Here is a 26875-nt window from a genome sequence, read left to right as displayed (position 1 = left end):
AAAGTTTTACGATGATAATTTTTAGTTTTTGTCTTTTTACCGGTTTGGTTGCGCTATGGTCCTTATGGAAATTTAAGACCACCTATTCCACGACGCTCAACGGTTTCTTTCTGGCTGGAAAGAGCAATAGCTTTTGGATGGTTGGTTCAGCCTTGCTGTTGACAAACTTGAGTGCCAACCAGTTTATAGGTGAAAACGAATCGGTTTATATCAATAATCTTTCAGTTATCGGCTGGGGCATTAGTTCCGTTGTTGCCATGCTTTTGGTATCGGAGTTTCTGCTACCTATTTATTTTAAGCATGGCTTTCGGACGGTTCCGGATTTCTTGGCGCTGCGATTTGACACCAAAACAAAAATGCTGGTTTCTATCCTCATCTTGATTGGATATATTGTCAATTTGCTGCCTCCTGTATTGTATGGTGGAGCATTGAGCCTTGCGACCATGTTTGATGTCCCGGCGTTATTGCATATTACCTACTGGCAGAGCATCTGGTTGCTGGTATGGGCTTTAGGCGTGATAGGTAGTTTTTATAGTATTTTGGGTGGTCTCAAGCTGATTTCCTTATCGGATTTAAGCTTAGGCTTATGTCTGTTTTTACTTGCTGTGCTTATTCCTGTCTTTGCGCTCTGGCACCTTGGAGGTGGCGATGTCTGGTCTGGTCTAGCGCAGTTGCTGCATGAAAAAAAAGAGCACCTCAATGCTGTTGGCGGAAAGCATGATGCGGTCCCATTTTCGACCTTATTTACCGGAATGCTGCTGATCAATTTCTATTACTGGGGGATGGAACCCTATATTGCACAGCAGGCCCTGAGTGCTAGGAATTTAAAGGAGGCCCAAAAAGGGATGACCTTGGCTGCAGGTGGTAAGCTCCTTATGCCCTTGTTGATCAATCTGCCGGGGCTTTTGGCTGTGCATCTGTTGCCGCATGTACAGCCTACGGCTTCTGTTTTTCCGAAACTTATCGTTTTAATTTTTCCCGATATCCTGATCGGTTTTTCCTTGGCCTTAGTCTTTGGCGCTGCGATGACAACATATACCGCAGGGCTGCAGAGCTGCGGCAGTTTATTTATTTTTAATATTTACAAACCCTATCTGGCTTATAAAAAGAGACCATACAGTGAAAAGGAATTGGTGCGAAAAGGGAAATTGTTTGAATTGATTATTTCAATTTCGGCGATGTTTATTGCCCCTTTTATCCTTTTTGCCCACGATGGATTTTATACCTATTTGCAGACCGTATCGGGCTTATTTAATATGCCCATTTTCACCATTATGATCTTAGGGATTTTATCCCGCCGTGTGACACCGCGCATGGCACAGATTGGATTGTTTTTATACATGTTCAGTTATTTTTTTCTGGTGTTTGTCTGGAAAACAGAGCTACACTATCTGCACCTGTTCGCGCTGTTGTTTATCGCTGTGGCACTGGTCATTTGGGGGGGAAGTAAACTGAGCCAGCCAAACTATCTATCGGAGTATCAATTTGAGTTTTCGGGCCAGGATAAAGAAGCTTATTGGAAAGGCCGCTATGGTGTGGGCGCAATTTTGATTGTCCTGATGATTGTCATATACCTTGTTTTTTCACCTTTGGGCATTGCCCAATAAAATTGTATAAACCGCTATGTTGATGCACACAAAAATGAAATACGTTCTCTTAACACTCTTGATCATTTGTTTTGGCACTTCCCAGGCCCAACGGTATTATCTCTGGGATGATCGACCTGCCAAAGATTGGATGACCGAAGCATACCCCATCGGAAATGGACGAATTGGCGCGATGATCTTCGCGGGCGTAAATCAGGAACATATTCAATTTAATGAAAATAGCCTCTGGACAGGTGATGAACAGGAAACAGGTGCCTATCAGGCTTTTGGCGATCTTTTTGTTCGCTTTGACTCCGACGTCAATAAATCCTTTGCCGCTTATAGCCGGAAATTGAATTTGGATAAGGGCTTACATGAAATAACCTATCAGCAGGATGGACAGCAAATCAATCGCCGGTATTTTGCGAGTCAGCCCGATCAGGTCATGGTATTTGAGTATGCGAACAGTAAAAAAGGGAAACTCAATGCCCAGATTGCACTTCAGGATGCACATGGACAGGCGGTGCAGGCAGAAGATGGTCACCTGTGGTTTCAGGGAACGCTCGACAATGGCATGCGGTATGCCGCACAGGTACGTGTGCAGGTCGTAGGCGGTTCACTATCCAAAACGACAGATGAAAAAGGACAGGCTGTCCTTAACGTAAAATCTGCCGATCGAATTGTTCTGCTGCTGAGTGCCGCAACAGATTACGCCAATACACGGGCAACCAAATGGAAGTCGGCCGAAGAACCGATGAAGGTCAATGAACGTTATCTGCAGCAAGCGGAAAAATATGGCGTAAATAAGCTCCTGGCACGGCACGTTGCAGATTATACAGCGCTGTTCAACCGCGTTGAGCTTGATCTCGACCATAGCCAGCTGGACGCCAAGCAAACAACAAAAGCGCTGCTGGAGGCGTATAAAAAACAGCCGATCCCGGCTTTGGAAGCATTGGTATACCAATATGGACGTTACCTGCTGATCAGTTCCTCACGGAAAGGTGGTTTGCCTGCAAATCTGCAAGGGCTTTGGAACAACAGTAACAATCCACCATGGCGCTCAGATTACCATTCCAATATTAATGTACAGATGAACTATTGGCCTGCAGAAGTCGCTAATCTGCGTGAATCGGCCTGGCCTTACCTCGATTATATCAATAGCATGCGTGAGGTGAAAAAAATAAATACACAGAAGGAATTTCCGGGCGTAAGGGGCTGGACCGTAAAGACCGAAAATAATATCTTCGGTGGGGAGAGCTTCCTTTGGAATACCCCTGGAAGTGCCTGGTATGCACAGGCGCTGTGGGAGCATTATGCCTTTAACAAGGACGAGAAATACCTACGCGAATTTGCGTATCCGATTTTAAAAGAAATAAGTGAGTTTTGGGATGATCGTCTGGTTCGAAGAGCAGACGGAACTGTGGTGGCGCCAAAGGGCTGGTCGCCGGAACATGGCCCCACAGAGGATGCCGTGAGCTATGACCATCAGATTATTTACGATCTCTTTAACAACTACATCCAGGCGAGCACAATTTTAAAGTTGGACGCCGATTACCGTAAACATATCACGGCACTTCGCGATGCGCTTTTCAAACCCAAAATCGGTAAATGGGGACAGTTGCAGGAGTGGGAAACGGATCGTGATGATCCTCAGGACAAGCACCGCCATGTCTCGCATCTGTTTGGTTTGTACCCCGGTAACCAATTCTCTGTTTTAAAAACACCGGAACTGGCCAAAGCTGCACGAGTTACGCTGACCGCGCGTGGCGACGAATCCACCGGTTGGTCCATGGCCTGGAAGGTGGCTTTTTGGGCCCGCTTGCAGGATGGGAATCATGCCTATAAAATCCTGACTAATTTCATTAACCTCGTTGGCGGCGATGGTATTGATTACAACAATGGCGGTGGCGTTTACGCCAACTTGCTCTGCGCACATCCACCCTTTCAGATAGATGGTAACCTGGGTTATGTGGCTGCGGTGAGTGAAATGTTGCTGCAGTCGCAAACGGATGTGCTGGAATTACTTCCTGCACTGCCTGATCGCTGGTCGGCCGGAACGGTCAAGGGGCTCAAAGCCCGGGGCAATGTACACATCGAAAAGATGGAATGGAACAACAGCAGCATTACGCAGCTTATTCTTTCATCGCCGCAGGATCAAACGATTCAGGTGTTAAGTCCTTCCCAATTGGCAGGTCTAAGCCCACAGCAGGAAATCAATGGTAAATACCTTTATAAGATTCAATTGAAAGCAAACAAAATAGTCAAGTTCGTTAACAAATCCTAAATCTATTTATATATGCCAACCCATCATTTTAAACATGTTGTACTCGGGCTTTTGATGACCCAGGGGCTTGTCCATCTGGAGGCACAGGCGCAGTCCAAACAGATTCCTATTGAAACCAGATCGAATGCCCTAGTGTTGGAGTACGATTCCACGAAAACACTGAAAATGCTCTATTACGGTGAAAAATTGAGTGATTCTAAAGAGTACTCGACCATTGCAAGTGGTTATAAGCAATTGACCGATTATAGTGGCCTCTCCAATGCGGCGTATACCCCCTCAGGTTCGAAAAACCTACTGGAACCAGCCATCAGTGTTGTTCATGCCGATGGTAACCGTTCCTTGGACCTGCGCTATGAAAAGCATGCGGTGAAAAACCTGGATGCCAATGTCAAACAGCTTGATATCACCCTAAAAGATCCGGTATACGATATTTATGTCGTTTTACACTACAAATCGTTTTTGAATGAAGATATCATTGAGCAGTGGGCAACGATCCAGAATAAGGAAAAGAAAGTCGTCACGCTGGAAAAATTTGCTTCGGCCAATCTGACCCTGCGCTCCAACGCGTATTGGCTACGGCAGTACCATGGTGACTGGGCAAAAGAAATGCAGGTGGACGAGGCTCCGTTAACACATGGCATTAAAGTGCTGGACAGTAAGCTCGGAACGCGCGCGAATTTATTCCAGCCACCTTCCTTTATGGTGTCACTGGGCAAGGCGGCATCCGAAGATGAAGGGACAGTACTGATGGCAAGCCTTGGGTATAGTGGAAATTTTAAGGTGGATTTTGAAGTGGATTACCTCAATAACCTGCGTATCATTGCCGGCATAAATAACTATGCTTCCAATGTAAAATTAGCCAGCAACCAGGAGTTTACAACACCCAAATTGATTTATACCTTGTCGACGAAGGGAAAAGGCACCGCCTCCCGAAATCTGCACAATTGGGCCCGTAAATATCAGCTGCTGGATGGAAATGGCGAACGCCTGACTTTACTCAACAATTGGGAGGCGACCTACTTTGATTTTAATGAACAAAAATTAAAAGGTTTGCTCCAGGATACCAAGAAACTAGGTGTAGATCTATTTTTATTGGATGACGGCTGGTTTGGAAATAAATATCCGCGTAACAGCGATCATTCCAGTCTAGGAGATTGGCAACCGAACCGGACAAAACTGCCCAATGGTATCGCAACACTTGTCGAAGAAGCGACCAAGCAGGGCGTTAAATTCGGTATCTGGGTAGAGCCCGAAATGGTTAGCCCCAAATCCGAACTCTACGAACAACATCCGGATTGGGTTGTCAAACAGCCGCAACGTGAAGAACATTACTTCCGTAATCAGTTGATCCTGGATCTGACAAATCCCAAGGTGCAGGATTTTGTTTTCCAGATCCTGGACGACCTGTTTACCAAAAATCCGGTATTGGCCTATATCAAATGGGATTGTAATGCGGTCATTTACAATGCGCATTCCGCATTTCTAAAAGACCAGGGTGCTTTCTATGTTTCTTATGTGGAAGGCCTTTATAAAGTGCTGGAGCGCATTCGTTCGAAGTATCCGAAAGTGCCGATGATGTTATGTTCGGGCGGTGGTGGTCGTGTGGACTATGCGGCACTTCGGTACTTTACCGAATTTTGGCCTTCGGATAATACAGACCCTTTGGAACGTATTTTTATGCAGTACGAGTATTCGTACTTTTTCCCGGCAATCAGCACCTCAAACCATGTGACAGACTGGGGAAAACAGTCCCTCAAATTCCGTACGGATGTAGCGATGATGGGCAAACTGGGTTTTGATATTGTGGTGAGCCACCTGAAAGAACAGGATCTGTTATTCTGCCAGCAGGCGGTAAAGAATTACGACGCGCTTAAAGGAACAATCTGGCATGGGGAGCAGTATCGTCTGGCCGATCCACGTGAAGGTGACTTCGCTGCCCTCAGCTATGTGAATAACCAAAAAACCGAGGCTGTCATCTTCAACTACCTGGTCAATAACCGCTATGGTATCGGCACAACCGATCCTGTCCGTTTAAAAGGACTGGATGCCCAAAAGCAATACCGGGTGGAGGAGATCAACCTGTATCCGGGAACTAAGTCGAGCTTAGGTCAGGGACAAACCTATTCGGGCGACTACCTGATGAAAGTTGGCGTAAATCCAGACCTGAATAGCAACCGTCCCAGTGTTTTACTAAAAATATCGGCACTTTAAAAGAATAACGATGGTACATCTGAAGCTCCGACTCCAACAGCCCGGACTTCGGATGCGCCAAATGTATAAACCCAATTGAGCAACAAACTCAAAAATCATGATAAAACCTAAACAGTATAAACGGACTTTGCTGGCGCTGCTACTCAGTGTTGCCAGTGGATTTTCTAGCCTACAGGCCAAAGTACAGCTGCCGGCTTTTATTGGCGACAATATGGTGCTGCAGCAGAAAGAAAAGGTCAAGATCTGGGGAACCAGTACCGCAGTCGGCAAGGAACTTAGCGTAAACACCAGCTGGAACAACAAGAGCTATCAGGTTGAGGTCGATCAGCAGGGAGGCTGGCAAGTCTATCTGGAGACACCGAAATACGGTGGACCCTACCAAATTACCATCAACGATGGTGATCAATTGATCCTAAAAAATATTCTGATCGGTGAAGTCTGGTTTTGTTCAGGACAGTCAAATATGGAAATGCCCCTGGCGGGCTGGGGTAAGATCAATAACTTTGAGCAGGAAATCAAAGCAGCCAACTTTCCCAATATTCGTATTTTGCAGATTCCAAAAGCAACCGCCAATCAACCTACCACCGCAGTGAAGGTGGAGTCCGGTGGATGGAATCCAGTGACGCCACAAAGTATTCCGGAGTTTTCGGCGACAGCCTATTTTTTTGCACGCGAGATCTACGAGAAAACAGGCATTCCCATTGGCCTCATCCATTCCTCCTGGGGCGGAACAATTATTGAAGCCTGGATGAGCAAGGAGGCACTTTCACCTTTTTCAACCTATACGGCGGCCATTGAGAAAATTCAACGTCCGGATGCACAGGAAATCTATGCGAAAGATCTGGCCGAATGGAATCGCGTCGCCGAGCAGCAGGATCAGGTGAAGACAGCAACGCAGGGCGAGTGGTTTGCCCCACAATTGGATAAAAGCAGCTGGTCGACGATTACTATTCCGAGCTTTTTTGACAAGAACCTATTTCCGGGAATGGATGGTGTCGTTTATTTTGGCAAAGACGTTGAACTACCGGCACATTGGCAAGGTAAATCCCTCAAGTTAATTTTGGGAGCGATTGATGACAACGACATCACTTATGTCAATGGTACAAAAGTGGGCGAAACTGTCGGTTACGACCAGATTCGGAAATATACTGTTCCTGCAACGGCCAATAATGGGAGCCTATTGCATATCGCCGTTCGCGTATTTGATGGAGCCGGCGATGGTGGAATATATGGCGGAACAGAACAGCCGCGACTGGAAGGGCCAAACGGTGAACAGCTATCTCTCGTTGGAGACTGGAAATGTAAAGTAGGTTATGATCTGGCGAAGCTGCCGGCAAAACCTAATGCGATGGAGGGGCCCAACAGACCTACTGTGCTCTACAATGCCATGGTTAAACCTTTTGTGGATTTTAAAATAAAAGGTGCCATCTGGTACCAGGGTGAAAGTAACGCAGATTCAAAAGACGCTCCTTATCAGCAACTGTTGCCCGCACTGATTCAGGACTGGCGCCAGCAGTGGAACAATGAAAAGATGCCTTTTTATTTTGTTCAACTGGCCAACTTTAAAGCGAAAAGTGTAACACCGCAGTCTTCTTCCTGGGCGAGATTACGGGAAGCGCAGCGCCAAACACTCAAATTGCCTTATACAGGTATGGCTGTTATAACGGATATCGGCGATGCACAGGATATCCATCCGAAAAATAAGCAGGATGTAGGTAGAAGACTTGGCTGGATCGCAACAGCGCAGCTCTATGGCAAGAAGATCCCTTATTCGGGTCCTGTCCTTCAGCATTGGACGACAAAAGCCGCAGAAATGGAACTTAGCTTTAACCCCATGGGCAAAAAGCTGGTGCTGAAAGGAGCGGATAACCGCAACGGTAGTTTCACAATTGCTGGTGCCGATCAGGTCTTTTATCCTGCAGAAGTCAAACAGGTCGGAAATAAGCTGATCGTATCTGCCAAAGAAGTACCATCGCCCGTCGCAGTGCGCTACGGATGGGCCGATAACCCAGATCTGACTTTATACAACGAAGCCGGGATACCCGGATCTCCCTTCCGAACTGATGACTGGACAAAAAACTAAAACCACATGAATAGATCATCAAAAATAAATCTTCGGAAAGGTCAGTTACTTTGCACGCTTGTGGTTTTCTTTTTTTCGGGCAACTTATTTGGGCAAGTGCAAGGCGGCAAACTTTGGTATCGGCAGCCGGCAAAACAATGGGAGGAGACCTTACCCCTGGGCAATGGAAAAATTGGTATGATGCCCGATGGTGGGTTGAAGAATGACCATATTGTGCTCAACGATATCACCCTATGGTCGGGAAGCCCTCAGGATGCCAATAATTATGAGGCCAGCAGGTATTTGGATAGTATTCGAAATCTGATCAAAAGTGGAAAAAACGACCTTGCTCAGCGTCTGATAGACCAGCATTTTATCTGCAAGGGCCCGGGATCGGGTGGCAAGCAATGGGGTTGTTATCAAGTGCTCGGCGATCTGATGCTTGCCTTTGACGGACAAACGGATCTCAACGCAGTGCAGAACTATCGCCGGGAATTGGATCTCGATAAGGCGATGGCAAAAACAAGCTATGAGCTCAAAGGCGTCAGGTATAGCCGCGAATATTGGACAAGCTTTGCTGATGACCTGGGCGTTATTCGTTTACAGAGCAGCAAAAAAGGCCAGCTAAGCCTGGAAATCAAGATTGACCGTCCCGAAAGGGCTACTGCCAAGACCGAGAATGGCGAGCTTATTTTATTCGGACAATTGGACAATGGTGTGGACGGTAAAGGAATGCAGTTTAAAACACGTGTCCGCGCGCAGATAAAAGGAGGGAAACAGCTGGTAAAAGGACAATCTATTGTTATTCAACAGGCTGACGAAGTGCTAATTTACGTGGCAACAGATACTGATTTTAAAGGTAAGGATTTTGAGCGTACGACAGCTGAAACGCTAACAAAGGCGTTGAAAAAATCCTATAGCCAGCAGTATGCCGAACATCTGCGAAACTATTTGGCAAAGTTCAACCGTTTGTCGCTTCGATTGGGGCAGTCGAAAGATGACTTACCGACCGATGAGCGTTTGGTGGCCTTCGGTAAAGAACCGGATCAGGATCCAGGGCTGGCAGCGCTATTCTATCAGTATGGTCGTTACCTTAGTATCAGCAGTACGCGCTTAGGCTTGCTGCCACCAAACTTACAGGGCTTATGGGCAAATCAGATTCAAACACCCTGGAATGGGGACTATCACCTGGATATCAATGTGCAGATGAACCATTGGCACCTCGGGGCGGCCAATTTGGGCGAGCTCAATGAACCCTTGGTGGGGCTTGTGGAAGGCCTTATGGCCCCGGGGGCAAAGACCGCGAAAGCATACTATAATGCACCGGGCTGGGTAGCCCATGTGATCACCAATGTATGGGGCTATACCGAACCTGGAGAGTCTGCTTCCTGGGGAATTGCCAATGCGGGGTCGGGCTGGCTCTGCAATAACCTTTGGGAACATTACCTCTATACCGAAGATATAGCCTATCTACGACGCATATACCCGATTCTCTACGGAGCAGCACAGTTTTACTCCAGTGCCCTGACCGAACATCCAACCAAGGGCTGGCTGTTGACTTCGCCCTCTGTATCTCCCGAAAATTCCTTCAAGCTCCCGAATGGGCAGCAGGCAAATGTCACGATGGGACCAACGATAGATAATCAAATCGTACGCGAATTATTTGAAAATATCATCCATGCAGCGGGATTATTGGGCAAACAATCGGATCCTTTTTTAACGCAGGTTGCGGCGCAACTGAAACGTTTAGCACCAGCTGTGCAGCTCGCCAAAGATGGCCGCATCATGGAATGGATCGAAGATTATGAAGAGGTGGATCCGCAGCATCGGCATATCTCGCATCTGTACGGTTTGTATCCGGGTTATCTGATTCGTTATGATGAACATCCAGACTGGCAGCTTGCCGCTAAAAAAAGCTTAGATGTGCGGGGGGATGATGGACCAAGTTGGGCCATTGCTCATAAACTACTCTTTTGGACCAGATTGCATGAAGGCGAGCGGGCTTATAAATTATTTCGGCAACTCATGACCCCACGTATCGATACACATATCAATTATGGCGCCGGGGGTGGTGTTTACGCCAATTTGTTAACAGCAGGCCCCCCATTTCAGATCGATGGTAATTTTGGTGGAGCAGCTGGTATTGCCGAGATGCTGGTGCAGTCCCATCAGGATACGGTATATCTTCTACCGGCGGTGCCTCAGGCCTGGAAAAAAGAAGGCCGGGTGAGGGGCATGCGCATCAAGGGAAATCACACACTAGATATGGAATGGAAAGATGGTAAGATACTGAACTATCAGATTTATTCACCCAAATCACAACAACTTAACGTATGTATAGATCATAACTGGATCGCCTATCGTACAAAAGAAAAATAACAAAAAATAGCGTCCTCAACCGAATTGGATCATGCAAATTTTTGCAAGATAGGGGATGCTTTGTGTCAAAAATTTCAAGATAAAAGCACCTTATAAACAAAAAAAAGTAAATATGAAAACAGAAAAGACAAGACAATGGCCTTTGATCAAGGGCCTGTCCTTCGGTCCTGAGGCCAGTATAATGGCACTCTGTCTTTCGATAGCTGTACCCTACACGGGCTCAGCAGCATCACTAAGGACGACAGACCGTCGTTTTGCCCCAACAGAGAAAGGCCTTTCTGCCGTCCTCGATGGGATAGGTCAACAGCGTACAGTAAAAGGAAAAGTGCTGGACAATACAGGGCGCCCGCTACCCGGTGTGACAGTACGGGTCAAAAATGCAACGCTGGAAACGCAAACGGATCAGCAGGGACAATTCGAGCTCAGCCTGACGGGCGGAACTGCTGTACTGACGTTCTCTTCTTTGGGATTTGAAACCAGGGAAATGGCTGTTGCCGCCAATGAGGGAACCGTGAATGTGCAGCTGAACGACGCTTCATCGAGTTTGGAAGAGGTCGTTGTGGTCGGTTACGGTACACAAAAGAAAGTAAACCTAACCGGTGCCGTGGCTACAGTGAGTGGCAAAGATATGATCAAACGACCCGTTGTCAATACAGCTTCCATGCTGCAGGGGGCAATCCCGGGCGTACAAATCAATCAGGGGTCGGGAGAACCAGGCAATGAAGGCGTATCCATCCGCATTCGTGGTAAGGGCACCTTTAGCGGCGCGGGATCAGATCCCCTGGTGCTCATTGATGGTGTGCAGGGCAAATTCTCCGACGTCAATCCCAATGATATTGAAAATGTCAGTGTGCTGAAAGATGCAGCCTCCGCAGCAATCTACGGTTCGCGTGCAGCCAATGGCGTTATTCTGATCACGACGAAACAAGGGAAATCGGGAAAAACAACCGTTCAGTATGACGGAAATGTGGGTATCTATAAGCCCACGAAAATGTTTGATCTGATCACCAATTCGGCGCAGTATATGGAATTATACAACGAAGCGCGTAAGAATTCCAATCTCAACGATGGCCTATATCCCGCCGATGTGATCGCTGCCTATCGCAATAGCAACGATCCTGTAAAATATCCAAATACGGACTGGCTGGGGCTTATTTTCCAAACGAAACCCACTTATACCCATAATCTCGGTATCCAGGGCGGAAATGAGAAGACAACTTTTAACGTTGGTTTGGGCTACGTCAATCAGGATGGAATGATCAAAGGTTTTAACTACGACCGTTATTCCGCCCGGCTCAATCTGACGACCAAAATCTCGGAAGGTATTAAATTCGGAACAAATATCTTGCTCAAAACAGGACATACCGAATCTATTCCAGGCGGATCCAAAGACCTGTTCCTTTCGGCCATGTCGCAGGCACCAACCTATGGCCCATTTTTGCCGGATGGTAGCGGACGGTACACGTACAAAGCTTACGACTGGGAGTACAACAATAAAAATCCTATGGCCGTATTGGATCGGAAATTCACGTACAATACCGACGACTATGCGGCTAATTTACAAGCCTGGATGGAGGTACAGCTGTTTAAAGGTCTTTCCTGGTATACCAAAGGGGCCTATAATTTCAATATGGACAAGTACAAGGATTATAAATCAACGTTGGATGAATATTACTACCATACGGGCACGCTCGGAACAACACTGGATCTTGGAAAGGGCCTTACGGATCAGGATCAGCAAACAATATACACCAATTTATTTACTTACCTGAACTATGATCGCGCGTTTGGGGCACACCACCTCAAAGCTCAGGCCGGATATAGCATTGAAAAAAGTAAGTATACCTACCTCCAGGGCTTCAGACAGAATTTTGTCGACGATACGCTAACGGAATTAAATGCGGGGGGATCGGATATTCAACGGGCAAACGGAACCGCCAACCAATGGGCGCTGATCTCTTATTTCGGCCGATTGAACTATGATTATCAAGGGAAATACCTCTTGGAAGCCAATATGCGCTACGATGGTAGTTCCAAGTTTTACGGTAAAAACCGTTGGGCAGCGTTTCCTTCTTTCTCTGCAGGCTGGCGTGTATCGGAAGAGTCTTTTGTCAAGGAATTCGCTTCCGGTTGGTTGGATAATTTGAAGATCCGTGGATCCTGGGGCCAACTCGGAAATCAGAATACCGGCAACTATCCGTATCAACCCGTATTGGGACTTACCGGAAATTATTCTTTTGACAATAGTACGCTAAATTCAGGTGTTGCTCAACAGGGATTAAACAACCCGATTATCAAATGGGAAACAACAACGATGACCGATGTGGGATTGGACCTGAGTCTGTTTAAAAATTTAGATATCACCTTTGACTGGTATAAAAAGAGAACGACCGATATTCTAAGACAGTCACAGATTACTGCAATCGTTGGTTTGGGAGCACCTTATGTAAATGATGGAATTGTCGAGAATAAAGGTGTTGAATTGGGAATTACCTATCGTAATCAGATTACTACGGGAGCATTGGAAGGTTTACGCTATCAGCTAGGTGCAAACCTCGATCGTTTCAAAAACAAGCTGGTCAAATTTGGCGAGCCTGAAATCGGCGGCTATACGATCAAAAAAAATGGCTATGCAATGGACAGCTTTTATACCTACGAAGTCATTGGCATATTTCAATCCGATGCCGAAGTAGCGGGGTCGCCTAAGCAGTTTAATGATAATACACTGCCAGGAGATCTTAAGTATCGGGATGTCAACGGGGACGGAAAAATCGATGCGAACGACAGAACAATTATTTCTGGTGTAGATCCAAAACTGAACTATAGCTTTAATCTAAGTGCAAGTTTTAAGGGTTTTGACTTTTCGGCTCTATTACAAGGAGTATATGGTGTCAAATCCTATGTTTCGGGCTGGGGCGTAACGCCATTTGTACAGGGTAGCCCGCCGACAAAAGATTGGTTAGACCGTTGGACACCTGAAAACCCTTCGACAACGATGCCCCGTATTTATTGGGGTTGGAGTGCTCCGGAGAAATTCAGCCGTGCTTCCAGCTATTTTATACAGGATGCTTCATACTTCAGATTGAAAAATCTTGTGTTCGGATACACTTTACCTGATGGGCTGTTGAAAAAATATAAAATTGAACGCCTACGGGTTTATTTTTCGGGTGATAACCTCCTTACTGCGACCAAATTTAAGGGCTTGGACCCTGAACGCTATGGAAATGGTGATCTGATACAGTATCCACAAAACAAGATTTATTCATTTGGTGTACAAGTTAACTTTTAAGTGCTATGAAAAAGAAATTTATAACAGCGTTGATGCTATCCGGACTATTTTTTGGTTCCTGTAACAGTGCCTTGGATCTCAATCCTTTGGATCAGATCGCTACGGACAACTATTTTAGCAAAAAATCGGATTTTGATAATGCATTGGCCGGTGTATACGCGTCATTGCAGAGTGAGACGTTCTCCTATGGGATGCCTTTCCGGGACTGTCTGACCGACAATGGCTACAATCAGTTCAACTCAGGTAGCGTCAATGAAATCGTAGGTGGGAATTTAAATCCGACCACAGGGGGGTATGAAACCGGAATTTATAACGATGCTTATGTGGGAATAGGACGTGCCAATCGCCTGATCGAGAAGCTTCAGGGCTATAACGGCTCCGATATGAACGATTGGGAGAAGAAAAATATGGAGGCCGAAGCCCGCTTTATCCGTGCTTTTGTTTATTTCCAATTGTACAGTATTTATGGTGAGGTGCCGCTTGTGCTGACTTCCCTTAGTCTGGAGAATCAGCGTCAGCCAAAGGAAACTGCGGAGAATATCCTAAAACAGATTAGGGCTGATCTGGATTTTGGGATCGCTAACTTAGCGGCTAAACCTTATTTCAATAATGGGGGGCATGCGACCGCAAGTTCAGCAAAAGCCTTGAAAGCACGGGTTTTACTGTTTGCGGCTTATGGTGACAAAGGGGTGCCCGATTTAGCAATCTTGAAAGAGGTAAAAGACTTATGCACCGATGTCATGAAAGAGTATACCCTGAGTACGGCGTTTGAAAATGTCTTTCGCGATGCAACACAGAAGAACAATACCGAGATTATCTTTTCGGTCAATTTTCTGGCACCGAATAATACAGCCCCCTGGGACATGTACCTAGGCGACTGGATCGCTGCTTCACCTTTACAAAACCTGGTGGATACCTATGAATGCAAAGATGGTCTGCCTTATGGTGAATCACCCTTGACTGACCGAGCCAATCCCTTCAAAGATAGGGATCCGCGCTTGAGCAAAACAATTTTCGTGGATCATCCCGACTTTGGCGGCGGTAAGATCCATACACCGTCCAATCCGCGGCCTACAGGTTATGGGGTATTGAAATTTTTGGATCCGGCCAACTTACCTTTTGGCTTCTCAACATTGAGCCAACAGGATGCGGTTGTACTGCGGTTTGGAGAGGTGTTATTGATGTATGCCGAAGCACAAAATGAAATCGCCGGGCCAGATCAATCGGTTTACGATGCTATGAATACCCTGAGGAGCCGCGTTCAGATGCCCGGGTTTCCTGCCGGTTATAACAAGGAAAAAATGCGCGACCGTATCCGCCACGAAAGAAGGGTTGAACTTGCTTTCGAAGGACTACGGCATTACGACCTGATTCGTTGGCATATCGCAGGCGAAGTACTCAATGCGGTCAAAGACAGTAAAGTGCCCTATCATTTTGAGGACAAATTTTACCGCTGGCCATTACCACAAACAGAAATTGAGAAAAGCGCAGGTGTGTTAATTCAGAATCCAAACTATAAATAATAAGATTATCGCCTTCTTTTAAATCGGCAATTTCCTAAACCAACCACAGCAGCGCGCACGAAGTCCTTTCGATGCGCGCTTTTTTTTGTCGATAACGATTACTGTAAAGGAATCAGGACATTCTGTTCCAAGCGTACAGGGACATGCTTCACCGAGGTAAAACCGTCTTCCTTGGAAATGATGTTGGAAAGATCCAGTCCTCTTTTGGAGAACGTACTGATCAAAGCTGTTCTAAAGGTTGCCTTGGCTGAACCCCAGCCTTGTCCTAAGATGGTGTCATTGTTGAGCTGGATCAGTTCATCTGTTGAGTAATAACTGAATTTTTCCAGTAAGTGTTGGTAAAGATTTGTTGTAGTAGCCATACAATTTAAAAATTTAAAGGATTAAACCATAAACTGTATCCAGATCTTGTTGGGAAAATAATCGTTCTGCGACGTTTATTTTGGTCGAAACCCGTATTAATTTACCACCGCGGTGCCTGCACTCGGTTGGTATTGCATCATGCAATTCTGAATACTCTACAAATATAGTAGATTATTTTTTATAATTAAAAATATTTTTGTTTTTAAGGGTAAAGGAGCGTTAGCAACCGGAATAGGGAGGTCAAAAGCGAGGCGCGTTGTTGGCTGTGATTTGGTTATGAAGCGGATAGCAGGGCGAAAAATTTATCATGTTACTGTAATCTCATCGAAAATACTTTTAAAAATAGAGATAAGACAATACTTTTGCGCCATGAATAGAATTGCGGAAATTAACGAATACATTGCTACCGAACGCGAGGTATTATTGCAACACCCTTTATATCGTAAGATCAAAACGATCAAGAATCTACGTTCTTTTACAGAAGGGCATGTGTACGCTGTATGGGATTTTATGTCTTTACTAAAAGCTTTACAGATTAAATTGACCTGTACGACTTTACCTTGGTTTGCGAGTGAGCATCCATCAACACGCTATCTAATCAACGAAATTGTCTTGGCTGAGGAGTCGGATGAATACATTGATGGCCGTCGTTTGAGCCACTTTGAGATGTATCTGGACGCCATGGATGCCATGGGTGCCGACCTTCATCTGGTCAACAAATTTATTGCTCACGCCAAAAAATCGAACAACATATTCGATGTCATCGCAACAACCACATTGGACAAGCGGATCAAAGACTTTTTGAATTTTACATTCGAAGTGATTGCTGAGGGCGAGGTGCATAAAATTGCTGCTGCATTTACATTCGGACGTGAAGACCTTATTCCGGGAATGTTTACCTCTATTTTGGAAGAAATTAAAACAAACTTTCCTACAGCCAATCTGGATAGCTTTATTTATTATTTTCAACGCCATATTGATCTTGACGGCGACGAGCATGGACCGTTGGCGATGCAGATGATCACAGATCTTGCCAAGGACGATGAGGTTAAATGGACGGAAATGAAAGAGATCAGTAAAATTGCGCTACAAAAAAGAATCCAGCTGTGGAATGCAATAGAAGATTCCTTATACGGATAATCTATTATTATACCATCGAGAAAGGCCTTTCAAATCACGATTTGAAAGGCCTTTTTTATGTGCTGTAAAAAAGGATATTGTAAGGACTTCTTGGCAGATATTGGTCTTTTTGTTTGAATTGATGAAAAAATGTCTTTTTTCCATAACATATTGGCGTTTGTGAAGAAATCCAAGTTCCAATAAGTGTCTAAGTTTGCAACGCAAAAAAATTACATAGCACACGTGAACTTTTTTCCTCCCTATTGGGCAAAAGGCATACTAACCATGGGATTGTTAGTATGCGCTATTTCGGACACCTTCGCCCTCGATTCTTTGCGCATGTCCCTGAAAGACATGATCGACAAAGCACTACAGAACAGTAAATACATCGAGCAGTCCTATTTGCAGCTCAAAGAAACTGAGGTGGCAGTACAGCAGCAACGCATGGAGTTGCTCCCTAAGATTTCCGCCAGAGCTTCTGCTAGTTATGCAAGTAATATGCCTGTGTATGACCAGGGGCTTTTAAATAAACCTTCCCAGCATGATATCATTCACTACTTGTACGATAGCGGCCTGGATTTTTATCTGAACCTCTACAATGGGCATCGGGACCTAATGAAAATAGAGTCCAAAAAACTGGAAAATGAGCTGGCCAGAATCGATTGGAAGAATGCCGCAGCGCAGACGAAATTGGAGGTTTGCAATCTTTTTTTGGATTTGGAACTGTCGTATAGTAACCGATCCCTAATTGAGCAGGATATTGCTGATCAACGGGTACAGCTCAAGGAGATTGAGCATCTGTATAAGGCGGGCGTGGTATTACACAGTGACGTCTTGCGTATTTCGTTGGAGCTTTCGAAGCGGGAACTGTTGCTCGTGCAGATCGGTCATGATATTCAGGCTGCAAATCAGAAGCTGCAGCTAATTGGCGGTATTACAGCGGAGATTATCCCCTTGACCGAGCCTTTTAAAGTGGAAAGCCCCAGCTATGAAGCGCTTGTTGCCGAAGCGCGAAGCCATGCTTTTTCCCTTCTAAAATCCGAACAGGAAGTGGTTTTGAAGAAATTGTCGGTTAAACAGGCGCGATCAAATTATCTTCCTGAGTTGGGGTTGACCAGTACATTCACCTTTGCCAATCCACAGGTTTTCTTGTATCCCTATAATCCCAGCTGGTATAATCTGAGTATCACAGGACTCAAATTAAACATACCGATCTCGGCAATTTATCTCAATAAAAACGTGGTGCGCGGAGCACAGATCGCATTGGATCGACAAGAGGTAAAACACCATCATGAAGAGGAGATTCTGGAAAATCAGCTGTTACAGGCCTTGTTGGATTATCAATTGGCTATTAAGCAGCAGGAGGTCTGTCAAAACAATAAGGCGTTGGCGCAGGAAAATGCACGAATTATAAAAAACAGGTATTTTAAATCATCGGCTTTGATTACAGATCTCTTGGATGCTGATATGCAATACCTAAAAACACTTTTTGATCTTGAAACCGCACATATTGCGATACAGAAACATTATTATTTTATCGAATTTTTGAAGGGTACTATCTAATGAAACCTAAATCACGAAGAACAGTTGTGGAAGCACAACTCACTCGAATTACCAACTGGTTGGCCGGAATTGTCATGTTGGCTTTGTTGTTATGGGGCGCTCAAGCATTATGGATGCGACTGCAGTATACCTACACAAATGATGCACAGGTAACGCAGTATATCAATCCCATTGTTTCCCGGGTAGGCGGATATGTGGTTTCTGTGCATTATCACGATCATCAATTGGTTAAACGGGGGGATACCTTGTTGCTTATAGATAATAAGGAATATAAATATGAGGCTGATCAGGTAGCGGCATCCGTCAATAAGGAAGCTGCAGAGATCAATGTTCTTCATAGTCAAAAGGAAATTCTCCAGGCGGAACATGAATCTTTACGCACTTCAATTGCTGCCGGGGAGGCTCGGGTAACCAAGCAACAGTTGGAATATGATCGATATAATTATTTGTTTCAGGAAAAGTCTGCAACGGCACAGCAACTGGAGGATGTAAAAGCGACGTTGGATGTGTATAAGAGTGAGCTGGCTTCGTTAAAGCATAAATTACAGGCTTCACAGGAACGTGTGCATGATGTGGATATGAAAAAAGGTGTGGTCGATGCCGAACGTGTTCGTTTGACGGCAGCTGTCGGCCGCAAACGGCTTGATGTCGGCTATACCGTTATTCGCGCACCTTACGATGGGCAGATTGGCAAACGCACGATTGAGAAAGGTCAAATGATAAGTGCTGGCGAAGTTTTAGGCTTTATCGTCAATAGAGAAACCCCAACCTGGGTAACGGCTAATTTTAAGGAAACACAACTGCGTTATTTGCATCTTGGCAATAGGGTTGAGGTGGTTGCTGATGCGTATCCGGATCAAAAATTCTATGGAAAAATTATTTCCATCTCCCCAGCTACAGGTTCTGCATTCTCCCTTTTGCCGCCAGATAATGCAACGGGCAACTTTGTGAAGATTGTACAACGCGTACCTGTGCGCATTGAGCTGGATAAGCATAGGGGAGCCCAACAGCTTCTTTCGGGAATGAATGTGAATGTGTCGGTATCAAAAAATCAGAACTAGTGAAAGGAATTTTCAAAGAATGGGTGCCGGAGTGGTTGATCAAGCTTATCCTGTTTAGCAGCTTGATGCCGAGTATGGTCTTATTTTTCCTGCCAGGTGCAAATACAAATGTCACCGCTGGATTTTACGGTGCCCAACCCAGTGATGTCCAGTTCCTGATCATTTTATTTTATGCTGGTTTTGTAGGATTCTACGTTTTAGAACGACGCTTTTTTTTATACTTTCCCATCAAGCAGTACTACATTATTTTTAATCTTCTACAGCTATTGAATTGCTTTTTGATGTACAGCATCACCGATATCAGCTGGGTATATGGCCTGCGCTTTTTCCAAGGGATGTTGTTTGCTTCTGCCGTAAACTTATCGATCTCCATGATATTCTCACGGTTGAAAAGCGATCGGGCTAAGGAAGTAAGTTATGCTGTCTTTTTTGGTATGTTACTCTGCAGCTCCCCATTTAATACTTTCGTCACGGCTGAATTTATCGATTCATTCAATTTTGATCAGCTCTATCTATACGCTGCCTTATCATTTGTACCGGGTTTATTGTTGATTATGCTGTCGATGCGCTCTATACGGCATATACGCCCTTACCCTTTGTTTTCATTAGACTGGGCAAGCTGCATTTTCTATAGTCTTGTGATCGTCAGTTTTGGCTATTTAATGGTGTATGGACAAGAAGTTTATTGGTTTAACGATCGGCACATGCTGATCATATTCGGGGTAGGTCTAGCGTTGCTTATTCTTTTTATTGTTCGGCAAATGGTGCTCAGGCGTGTGTATATTCATTTGGCGATTTTTAAAAACAGGAACTTTCTCTTGGGCTTATTGATTTTGTACATGATGTATATCGAGCGCTTCTCCTTGACCATCTCAAATCAATATCTCGTACAGGTTATTCAACTCGATCCTATTCATTTGTCCTATATCCAGTGGTTTAATATTGCTGGTATTGTCGCTGGTGTTCTAGGCTCATTGTATTGGATGCTTGGGCAACGCCCCGTAAAATGGATCTGGATTTCGGGCTATTGTTGCTTGCTGCTGTTTCACCAATGGATGTTTTTCTCCTTTGAGGGGCAGGGTAATGATGCGCATTTTTGGATACCCTTAGTTTTACACGGACTCGGAGTAGGGCTTATTATGGTGCCCACCATCTTATTTTGCATTACCAGTGTCAGCCCTCAATTGGGGGCTTCTGCGGCTGCGGTCTGTCTTGCTATCCGCTACCTGGGCTACACGAGCAGTATCGGTTTGCAGAATTTTTTCAAATTGTTTGAATCTGCCCAGCACCAACAGGTGTTTCGGGATCAAACGGAAGTGGGCAATCCCTTATTTCGGGAGTACCTGCAGCAGGAATCCGCCGGCGTTTTAAACCATGGATTACAGTATAAGGAACATACAGCCGCCTTAAAGCTCGTTGCTGAGCGGGTCAAGATCCAATCCTTTGTGCGCTATGCCATGGATTATTATGAGATCATGTCCATGATCAGTATCAGCGTACTTTTGCTGATACTGATTTCGCCTTCCTTGAAAAGCATGTATAAGAAACTAAGAAAAAACAGAATTTCTCCAGCTTAGATCTCCTGAATATCCCATATCCCGGCGGTACGTTGGAGTTCGACCAAGGCGATCGCATAATTGTAACGGGCTTCATAATAGCTAAGCTGTGTTTCATTGTAGGTCCTTTGGGCATTTAAAACTTCCAGTAGGGATGTTTCTCCTCTTTTATAGCTGTAAACCTTTCCTTCCAAAATTGCTTTTGCTTCCGATAGCATAGCGCTGTCAAATAGCTGTACCTGTTTTTGAGCGGCCTGGTAGGAGAGGAACGCTTGCGTAACTTCAATCTGAATGCGTAGGAGCACGTCCTGATAGGCAATCTCATCCTGATCGATCTTAAATTTTGCGGCTTTAAGATCGCCTGTTTTAAAATTCGAGAACTTTAGCGGAATTGAAATACCTGCATTTATAGCCGTAAACTGAGGCGTTGCGGCAGTTTCATTTCGTGCTTCTCCATTATGAGTGACGCCAAATGAAAGTCCGAGGTCTACTACCCGGTTGGCTTGAGCCAATTGGAGCAGGCGCTGTGAAAGCTGTTTGTTTTGCAGGGCGACTTTTAGATCGCTGCGGTCATTTTGGGCTACTCGGACCAGTTCATCTAAGCGGTATGCCCGGTCCAAATGATCGAAAGCATTTGGGGGTACTGCCGTTGTCGTAAGGGAGTTGTCTGCCATAAATAGGAAAAGGTTTACAAGGGCGGATTTCCAGGTTGCTTCTGTTGCCAGCAATATATTGTGCATATTGGCGGCCTCCAATTTAGATTGGCGGAAATCTATTTCAGGGATGCTCCCCAATTTATAACGGATACTATCCGATGTGGCCAATTGCCTAAGTTGCTGATAGGAATTTTGGTTTATTTTCACCAATAATGCCTGCTGTTTTGCTGTTAAAAATGCGAGTGTAGCGTCGGCACGTAAATTTCGGAAATAGTCTGCTAGCAGTAAACGGGTTACCTCGGCTTCATCTTTGGCCAGGTTTATCCGGGCTTTTCGTTTAGCCCCCAGCTCCAGTGTCCATGCAATTCCCGCATTATAGCCCCGCCCCAGTTGTTTTGTACGCTCACTATTATCAAAAATGCCCATACTAAATTCAGGGTCAGGAAATACCCTGGCGCTAATGATATTGGCTTCAGCAATGCTGAGGTTGAATTTTTCGGCGGCGTAGCCCAGATTATTTTTAGCGACTGTATGTATAAATTTTGAATAATCGAGTTGCTGCCCTGTCGCTTCTGACACGCTGCTATTCCTATCCTGAGCAATTGCTGTATGGTATAGCGCGAGTATAAAAAGAAAAAAGGTAAAGCTTTTCTTTGTTAAAATGGGTTGTTTGTTCATGATCATCGACTTGTTCTGAATGTTATGTTTTAGTGATTCTTTTATAAAAGTACCAGGGCGCTCTTTGATACATGAAATAAGTCGCCCGGGCTATTCGTAAGCGCCTTCCGTTTGGATCCCCTGCTTCCTGGATTGAGCAAACCTTCAGCGGATGTGATTGCTGTGTAGGTTTTGCTGAAGGCTTTTCAATTTTCAGGTTGTATCCACTCCATGTTCAGGTTGTATCCATTCCATGTTCAGGTTGTATCCACTCGAAACAGCAGAAAGCAAGCTGTTTCGAATGGATGAATTTGTATTTATTCTACAGGGGCTTTTTGTGTGGTGTTGTTACGTTCTAAAAGATAGTAGAGTGGGGGAAGCACAAATAGTGTCAGGATAGTCGAAAATAGTAGGCCATAAACGATTACCGTTGCCAAAGGGCGTTGCACATCCGATCCAATCCCTGTTGCTAGTGAAGCCGGAAGCAAACCAAGAATGGCTACCGTAGCGGTCATCAAAACGGGGCGAAAACGACTAAAGGCTCCCTGTGTTACCGCTTTATGTAGCGGAAGCCCATTTTTATGCAGTACATTCATCTGTGAAAGCATCAAGACACCGTTTTGTATGGCAACACCAAATAAGGCAATAAAACCGACTGCCGAGGAAACGTTTAGCGTCATCCCGCGAACATGGAGTGCGAGCATACCGCCAAAAAGTGCCAAGGGTACGATGCCCATTAATAGACCGGCTTGCCTAAATGAACCAAATGTGCCGTACAATAGGATAAATATAATGGCTAATGTCAATGGGACGATAATGGCAAGACGCGTATAGGCACGTTGCTGATTTTCAAATTGTCCACCCCATTTTAAACTAATTTTATGTTGGTCATAGGGTATGTTTTTGGCAATGGCCTGCTGTGCTTCAGTGAGGAATGTTCCTAGATCGCGACCGCGAACATTTAGACGGACCGTCAACTGTCGGTTGTTACGCTCGCGTGAAATCATACTTTCTCCCGTATTGAGTTTAATAGTGGCCACCTGAGCTAATGGAATACGGTTTCCATTTTCGGGATACAGCATTAAATTGCCGATTTTTTCGGGCGAATTCCTGTTTTCCTCCTGATATTGACAGGTAATATCATACACTTTGATTCCCTGATAGACCTGTGCTACGGCTTTTCCCCCGATAGCGATCTGGATCAGGTCAGTCACGTCAGCGATGTTCAGTCCGTATTGCGCTATTTTATCGCGATCGGCGATAATCTGCAATTGGGGGAGTGGTGGCTCCTGATCAATGGCCAGATCGACAGCTCCCTTCACTTGTTGGAGTGTTGTGATCAGTTCCTCGGCGACCCGTCGGGTTTCTTTTAAATCATCGCCGAATATTTTGACAACGAGCTCACTATGGGCGCCAGCGATTTTATCCATGACCCCGTCGATCATGGGTTGGGAAAAAGCAACATTGAAGCCCGGCATTTTCGCATATTCTGCAGCAAGCTCATTGATCAGGTCATCCTTGGTTTTTCCCCATTTCCATGTTTTGTAAGGTTTTAATCCCACACTAACTTCGAAATGGGAGGGTGTCCAGGCGTCGGTACCATCGTCGTTACGCCCGGCCTGAACCATGACATAGGAGATCTCATCGTGTTTAAGTGTGCGGGCACGTAGGGTATCACTCATTTCTTTTGACTTTTCTACTGTGATGCCCGGGGGAAGTGACACTTGAAGCCAGATCGAGCCTTCATCCAACGACGGAAGAAAGTCCTTGCCAACGGAGGCCGTAAGCAAACCTGTGGCAAGCAATACAATTGCCAATGGAATGAAAACTTGTTTGGGAGCCTGCATAACCTTTTCTATCGCCGACTGATAAGCCGCAGTCAATTTTGCCAACCATTTGTTGTGAAAGATTTTTTGGGGTTTGCGATAGATCAAATAGGCCAACCCGGGAATAAGCACAAGAGCGACAGCCAAGGCACCGAAGAGGGCATAACCTACGGTATAGGCCATCGGCGTAAAAAGTTTTTTCTCGACGCGCTCAAATGCGAACAGGGGAAGATAGGCTGTAATAATGATCAGTGTCGCAAAGAATATCGGTTTGGCGACTTCAGCAATTTTCTGCGCAATCGTTTTTTCCTGTAGCAGACCTTCTGGTTCATCTTCCCTTTTTTTAAGAATGGTTTCGAGTATAACGATGGCTCCGTCTACAATAATCCCAAAATCAATTGCCCCTAAGGAAAGCAAGTTGGCGGGAATATGGGTGAAATGCATCAGAATAAAGGCAATCAACAAGGACAATGGAATGGTAATGGCCACCAAGAGTGCGCCACGCCAGCTGCCCAGGAAAATAATAAGGACAAAAATAACCAAGATCATACCTTCGAGAAGGGTTTTGGAAACGGTATGTAGCGTATTGTCGACCAAACTGGTTCTATCGAGCACGACATGTATTTTTACGTCTTCCGGAAGAATCTTTTCGTTTAGTTCGCGGACCGTCGCATTTACACCCGCCAAAACATCAGAAGGATTCTCATTTTTTAATAGCAGGACAATACCTTCGATATTGTCCGAATAATTGGCCCCACGTTTATCCGAATATCCTAAAGCCCCTTTGCGGGCTAGATTTCCAAGTTTGATCTGACCGAGGTCACGCATATAGATGCGGTTTCCGTTGGTGGATTTTACGACGATGTTGCCCAAATCATCCAATGTCTTGACCATACCGATGCCACGGATGACGTACGACTGATCTCCACGGTTCATCACACTGCCGCCGGCATTGGCATTATTGCTTTCGATCTTGGCGACAACTTCGGCAAGCGAAATTTCATATTGGTCAAGCTTTTTCGGATCCAGTTCCACTTGGAACTGTGTGGTGATTCCCCCAAAATTGGTTACATCTGCAACGCCCGAAACCTGCTTGATTTTGGGAATAATAACAAAATTTTGAAGATCCGTCAACTGGCGTAAATCGTGGGTTTTACTTTCAAGAATATAACGGAAGATCTCACCTGTGGGGGAAGTCAGCGGATCTAATCCCGGACTGGCACCATAGGGCAGGGATAAATCAGCTAGACGCTCCTGTATACGGGCTCTCGCCCAATAATCTTCAACACCATCTTTGAAGACAATCGTGACCATGGATAAGCCAAAAGTCGTTTTACTGCGCATTACTTCCATCCCCGGCAATCCATTGATGGCCTGTTCGATCGGGATGGTGATCTGCTGTTCCATTTCTTCGGCAGCTAAGCCCGGTACCTGGGTTACGACCTGTGACGATACATCAGCGATATCAGGGTATGCCTCAACCGAAAGTTGTCGCCAGGCATAGTAACCGAAAAAGCCGATCAATAGAAAAGATGCGGCGATTACCCATCTCTTTGCAATGATATGGCCAATCAATTGTTTAATATTCATGTGTTTCTATTTTAAAAGTTGAAAGCCTGAGCCCATCACAGGCCGGGTGTTAAATAAAAGGCACCTTCAGCAACAATCTGCTCCTGCCGAACCAAGCCTGTTAAAATCTGGATCGCATCACCTTCTGTTACGCCAGTAGTAACAAAGCGCTTGACGAAGGTATTGGACGATGTTTTGACCCAAACAAAACTCTTATCGTTAAATTGAAATACAGCTTTTGCCGGAATGAAAAGTGTCGGAGTTGTTTGCCGTTCGAATTCGGCGTTGACATACATCCCTGGTTTTAAGGCACGATCAGTATTTTCACAGGCAATGAGGACCTCAATATTCCGGCTTGCTTCGTCGACAAATTGGTTGATATGGACAATTTTTCCGGGTATTTTTTTAGCAGGGAGCGCATCTACGCTCACTTCAACACGCGCAAGTTGATCGATTGCCGGCAAGTCCTTTTCTTTGATGTAGGCCGATACCCATACTTTTGACAATTCTGCAATGCGGAGTAATGCCGGAGCGTCTTCTTTCGTGTACTGACCCAGTACAATTGAACTACTTAAAATTTCGCCTTGAATAGGTGAACGAACAAGGAGAGGCTCACCGAGAACGCTATGGGTCGGGGTGCTGTCGAATATTTTTAAGGCAGCAGTGGCATTTCCAAGCGCAGCATTGCTCGTCGCAAAATTTGTTTCTGCTTCTTCGAGTTCTTTTTTAGAGCCAACACCATGCGCGATCAGATCTTTTTGGCGTTTTAACATATTCTCGGCAAGCATAAATGCTTGTTTGGCGTCAAGGTAAGCCCTTTGTGCCTCAAAATAGTCGGATGAACTAATTGAAAATAAAGGCGTGTTGATAGCAACTTTTTGGCCCAGTTTCACGTGGGATTTGACAATTCGTCCAGCAAAAGGTACCGGAATCTCCACATAACTGCTGGGAATAATCTTCACTGTAGCAGCTGCATTTAGTTTCAGTGCATGTTGTGCATGGGTCGTCGTAACAAATTTGAATTTCGATAACAGGGACGTGTTTTCACTGACGGTTACGGTGTCTCCAACTGCGCTGATGGCCGGAGATTGGTTGGGGCTTTCGTGAGACTGGCTGTTGCAAGCTTGCAGCAACAGCAGCACAGGGATCCAATTCATGTACCTCAAGGATT

General features: G+C 45.3%; 15 protein-coding genes and 1 riboswitch. Of the genes, 11 read left to right on the top strand and 4 right to left on the bottom strand.

Annotation, left to right across the window (positions count from 1 at the left end; translation table 11 throughout):
• Window positions 1-11 precede the first annotated feature (11 nt).
• From BV902_RS22525 to BV902_RS22495, 7 genes are all read left to right on the top strand, one after another.
• A complete protein-coding gene (locus BV902_RS22525; protein ID WP_075993874.1) occupies window positions 12-1607 on the top strand; it encodes a solute:sodium symporter family transporter in 1596 nt (531 codons plus the stop codon).
• 34 nt (window positions 1608-1641) lie between these two features.
• Window positions 1642-3870 carry a glycoside hydrolase family 95 protein gene (locus BV902_RS22520; RefSeq protein ID WP_172840730.1) on the top strand — a complete coding sequence of 743 codons (2229 nt, stop codon included), beginning with the start codon at window positions 1642-1644 and terminating at the stop codon, window positions 3868-3870.
• A 12-nt stretch (window positions 3871-3882) separates the two neighbouring features.
• The gene (locus tag BV902_RS22515) at window positions 3883-6081 is read left to right on the top strand and encodes an alpha-galactosidase (protein WP_083663738.1); all 2199 of its coding nucleotides are present in this window, start codon (window positions 3883-3885) and stop codon (window positions 6079-6081) included.
• Between the two features lie 97 nt (window positions 6082-6178).
• Entirely contained in the window at window positions 6179-8164 is a 1986-nt protein-coding gene (locus BV902_RS22510; protein WP_075993872.1) for a sialate O-acetylesterase, read from the top strand.
• Window positions 8165-8170: 6 nt separating this feature from the next.
• Window positions 8171-10522: a glycoside hydrolase family 95 protein gene (locus BV902_RS22505; RefSeq protein ID WP_075993871.1), complete on the top strand. Its 2352-nt coding sequence runs from the start codon at window positions 8171-8173 to the stop codon at window positions 10520-10522.
• Window positions 10523-10634: 112 nt separating this feature from the next.
• A complete protein-coding gene (locus BV902_RS22500; RefSeq protein ID WP_216640396.1) occupies window positions 10635-13811 on the top strand; it encodes a SusC/RagA family TonB-linked outer membrane protein in 3177 nt (1058 codons plus the stop codon).
• Window positions 13812-13816: 5 nt separating this feature from the next.
• Entirely contained in the window at window positions 13817-15334 is a 1518-nt protein-coding gene (locus BV902_RS22495) for a RagB/SusD family nutrient uptake outer membrane protein (RefSeq protein WP_075993869.1), read from the top strand.
• Between the two features lie 98 nt (window positions 15335-15432).
• On the opposite strand, the gene BV902_RS22490 is transcribed toward BV902_RS22495, so the two are convergent.
• Window positions 15433-15696: a 5-oxoprolinase gene (locus tag BV902_RS22490; protein ID WP_070567048.1), complete on the bottom strand. Its 264-nt coding sequence runs from the start codon at window positions 15694-15696 to the stop codon at window positions 15433-15435.
• 66 nt (window positions 15697-15762) lie between these two features.
• A riboswitch (SAM-I-IV-variant riboswitch) is annotated at window positions 15763-15856 on the bottom strand.
• Window positions 15857-16066: 210 nt separating this feature from the next.
• On the opposite strand from BV902_RS22490, the gene BV902_RS22485 reads away from it, so the two are divergent.
• From BV902_RS22485 to BV902_RS22465, 4 genes are all read left to right on the top strand, one after another.
• A complete protein-coding gene (locus BV902_RS22485; RefSeq protein WP_075993868.1) occupies window positions 16067-16837 on the top strand; it encodes a DUF3050 domain-containing protein in 771 nt (256 codons plus the stop codon).
• A gap of 264 nt (window positions 16838-17101) precedes the next feature.
• The gene (locus BV902_RS22475) at window positions 17102-18379 is read left to right on the top strand and encodes a TolC family protein (RefSeq protein ID WP_075993866.1); all 1278 of its coding nucleotides are present in this window, start codon (window positions 17102-17104) and stop codon (window positions 18377-18379) included.
• Window positions 18379-19440: an HlyD family secretion protein gene (locus BV902_RS22470; protein WP_075993865.1), complete on the top strand. Its 1062-nt coding sequence runs from the start codon at window positions 18379-18381 to the stop codon at window positions 19438-19440. The genes BV902_RS22475 and BV902_RS22470 overlap by 1 nt, the downstream gene beginning before the upstream one ends.
• The gene (locus tag BV902_RS22465; RefSeq protein WP_083663737.1) at window positions 19440-21017 is read left to right on the top strand and encodes a hypothetical protein; all 1578 of its coding nucleotides are present in this window, start codon (window positions 19440-19442) and stop codon (window positions 21015-21017) included. Before BV902_RS22470 ends, BV902_RS22465 begins: the two co-directional genes overlap by 1 nt.
• On the opposite strand, the gene BV902_RS22460 is transcribed toward BV902_RS22465, so the two are convergent.
• From BV902_RS22460 to BV902_RS22450, 3 genes are all read right to left on the bottom strand, one after another.
• On the bottom strand, window positions 21014-22330 hold the full coding sequence (locus BV902_RS22460; protein ID WP_172840729.1) for a TolC family protein: 1317 nt from the start codon (window positions 22328-22330) through the stop codon (window positions 21014-21016). The genes BV902_RS22465 and BV902_RS22460 overlap by 4 nt on opposite strands.
• A 296-nt stretch (window positions 22331-22626) precedes the next feature.
• Window positions 22627-25725 (bottom strand): efflux RND transporter permease subunit, encoded by a 3099-nt coding sequence (locus BV902_RS22455; RefSeq protein ID WP_075993863.1) that lies wholly within the window; start codon window positions 25723-25725, stop codon window positions 22627-22629.
• Window positions 25726-25760: 35 nt separating this feature from the next.
• Window positions 25761-26861 (bottom strand): efflux RND transporter periplasmic adaptor subunit, encoded by a 1101-nt coding sequence (locus BV902_RS22450; RefSeq protein ID WP_075993862.1) that lies wholly within the window; start codon window positions 26859-26861, stop codon window positions 25761-25763.
• Window positions 26862-26875: the final 14 nt, after the last annotated feature.

Origin of the sequence: Sphingobacterium sp. B29 (assembly GCF_001952815.1) — a bacterium.
GTDB lineage: Bacteria > Bacteroidota > Bacteroidia > Sphingobacteriales > Sphingobacteriaceae > Sphingobacterium > Sphingobacterium siyangense.
Note: the sequence above shows the minus strand (reverse complement) of the source record. Positions and strands in the feature narration are given on the sequence as shown.

What these genes read in the sequence shown, in the direction of transcription:
- BV902_RS22525 (WP_075993874.1), top strand. Translation starts at nt 12, where the DNA reads ATGATAATTTTTAGTTTTTGTCTTTTTACCGGTTTGGTTGCGCTATGG.
- BV902_RS22520 (WP_172840730.1), top strand. Translation starts at nt 1,642, where the DNA reads ATGAAATACGTTCTCTTAACACTCTTGATCATTTGTTTTGGCACTTCC.
- BV902_RS22515 (WP_083663738.1), top strand. Translation starts at nt 3,883, where the DNA reads ATGCCAACCCATCATTTTAAACATGTTGTACTCGGGCTTTTGATGACC.
- BV902_RS22510 (WP_075993872.1), top strand. Translation starts at nt 6,179, where the DNA reads ATGATAAAACCTAAACAGTATAAACGGACTTTGCTGGCGCTGCTACTC.
- BV902_RS22505 (WP_075993871.1), top strand. Translation starts at nt 8,171, where the DNA reads ATGAATAGATCATCAAAAATAAATCTTCGGAAAGGTCAGTTACTTTGC.
- BV902_RS22500 (WP_216640396.1), top strand. Translation starts at nt 10,635, where the DNA reads ATGAAAACAGAAAAGACAAGACAATGGCCTTTGATCAAGGGCCTGTCC.
- BV902_RS22495 (WP_075993869.1), top strand. Translation starts at nt 13,817, where the DNA reads ATGAAAAAGAAATTTATAACAGCGTTGATGCTATCCGGACTATTTTTT.
- BV902_RS22490 (WP_070567048.1), bottom strand. Translation starts at nt 15,696, where the DNA reads ATGGCTACTACAACAAATCTTTACCAACACTTACTGGAAAAATTCAGT.
- BV902_RS22485 (WP_075993868.1), top strand. Translation starts at nt 16,067, where the DNA reads ATGAATAGAATTGCGGAAATTAACGAATACATTGCTACCGAACGCGAG.
- BV902_RS22475 (WP_075993866.1), top strand. Translation starts at nt 17,102, where the DNA reads ATGGGATTGTTAGTATGCGCTATTTCGGACACCTTCGCCCTCGATTCT.
- BV902_RS22470 (WP_075993865.1), top strand. Translation starts at nt 18,379, where the DNA reads ATGAAACCTAAATCACGAAGAACAGTTGTGGAAGCACAACTCACTCGA.
- BV902_RS22460 (WP_172840729.1), bottom strand. Translation starts at nt 22,330, where the DNA reads ATGAACAAACAACCCATTTTAACAAAGAAAAGCTTTACCTTTTTTCTT.
- BV902_RS22455 (WP_075993863.1), bottom strand. Translation starts at nt 25,725, where the DNA reads ATGAATATTAAACAATTGATTGGCCATATCATTGCAAAGAGATGGGTA.
- BV902_RS22450 (WP_075993862.1), bottom strand. Translation starts at nt 26,861, where the DNA reads ATGAATTGGATCCCTGTGCTGCTGTTGCTGCAAGCTTGCAACAGCCAG.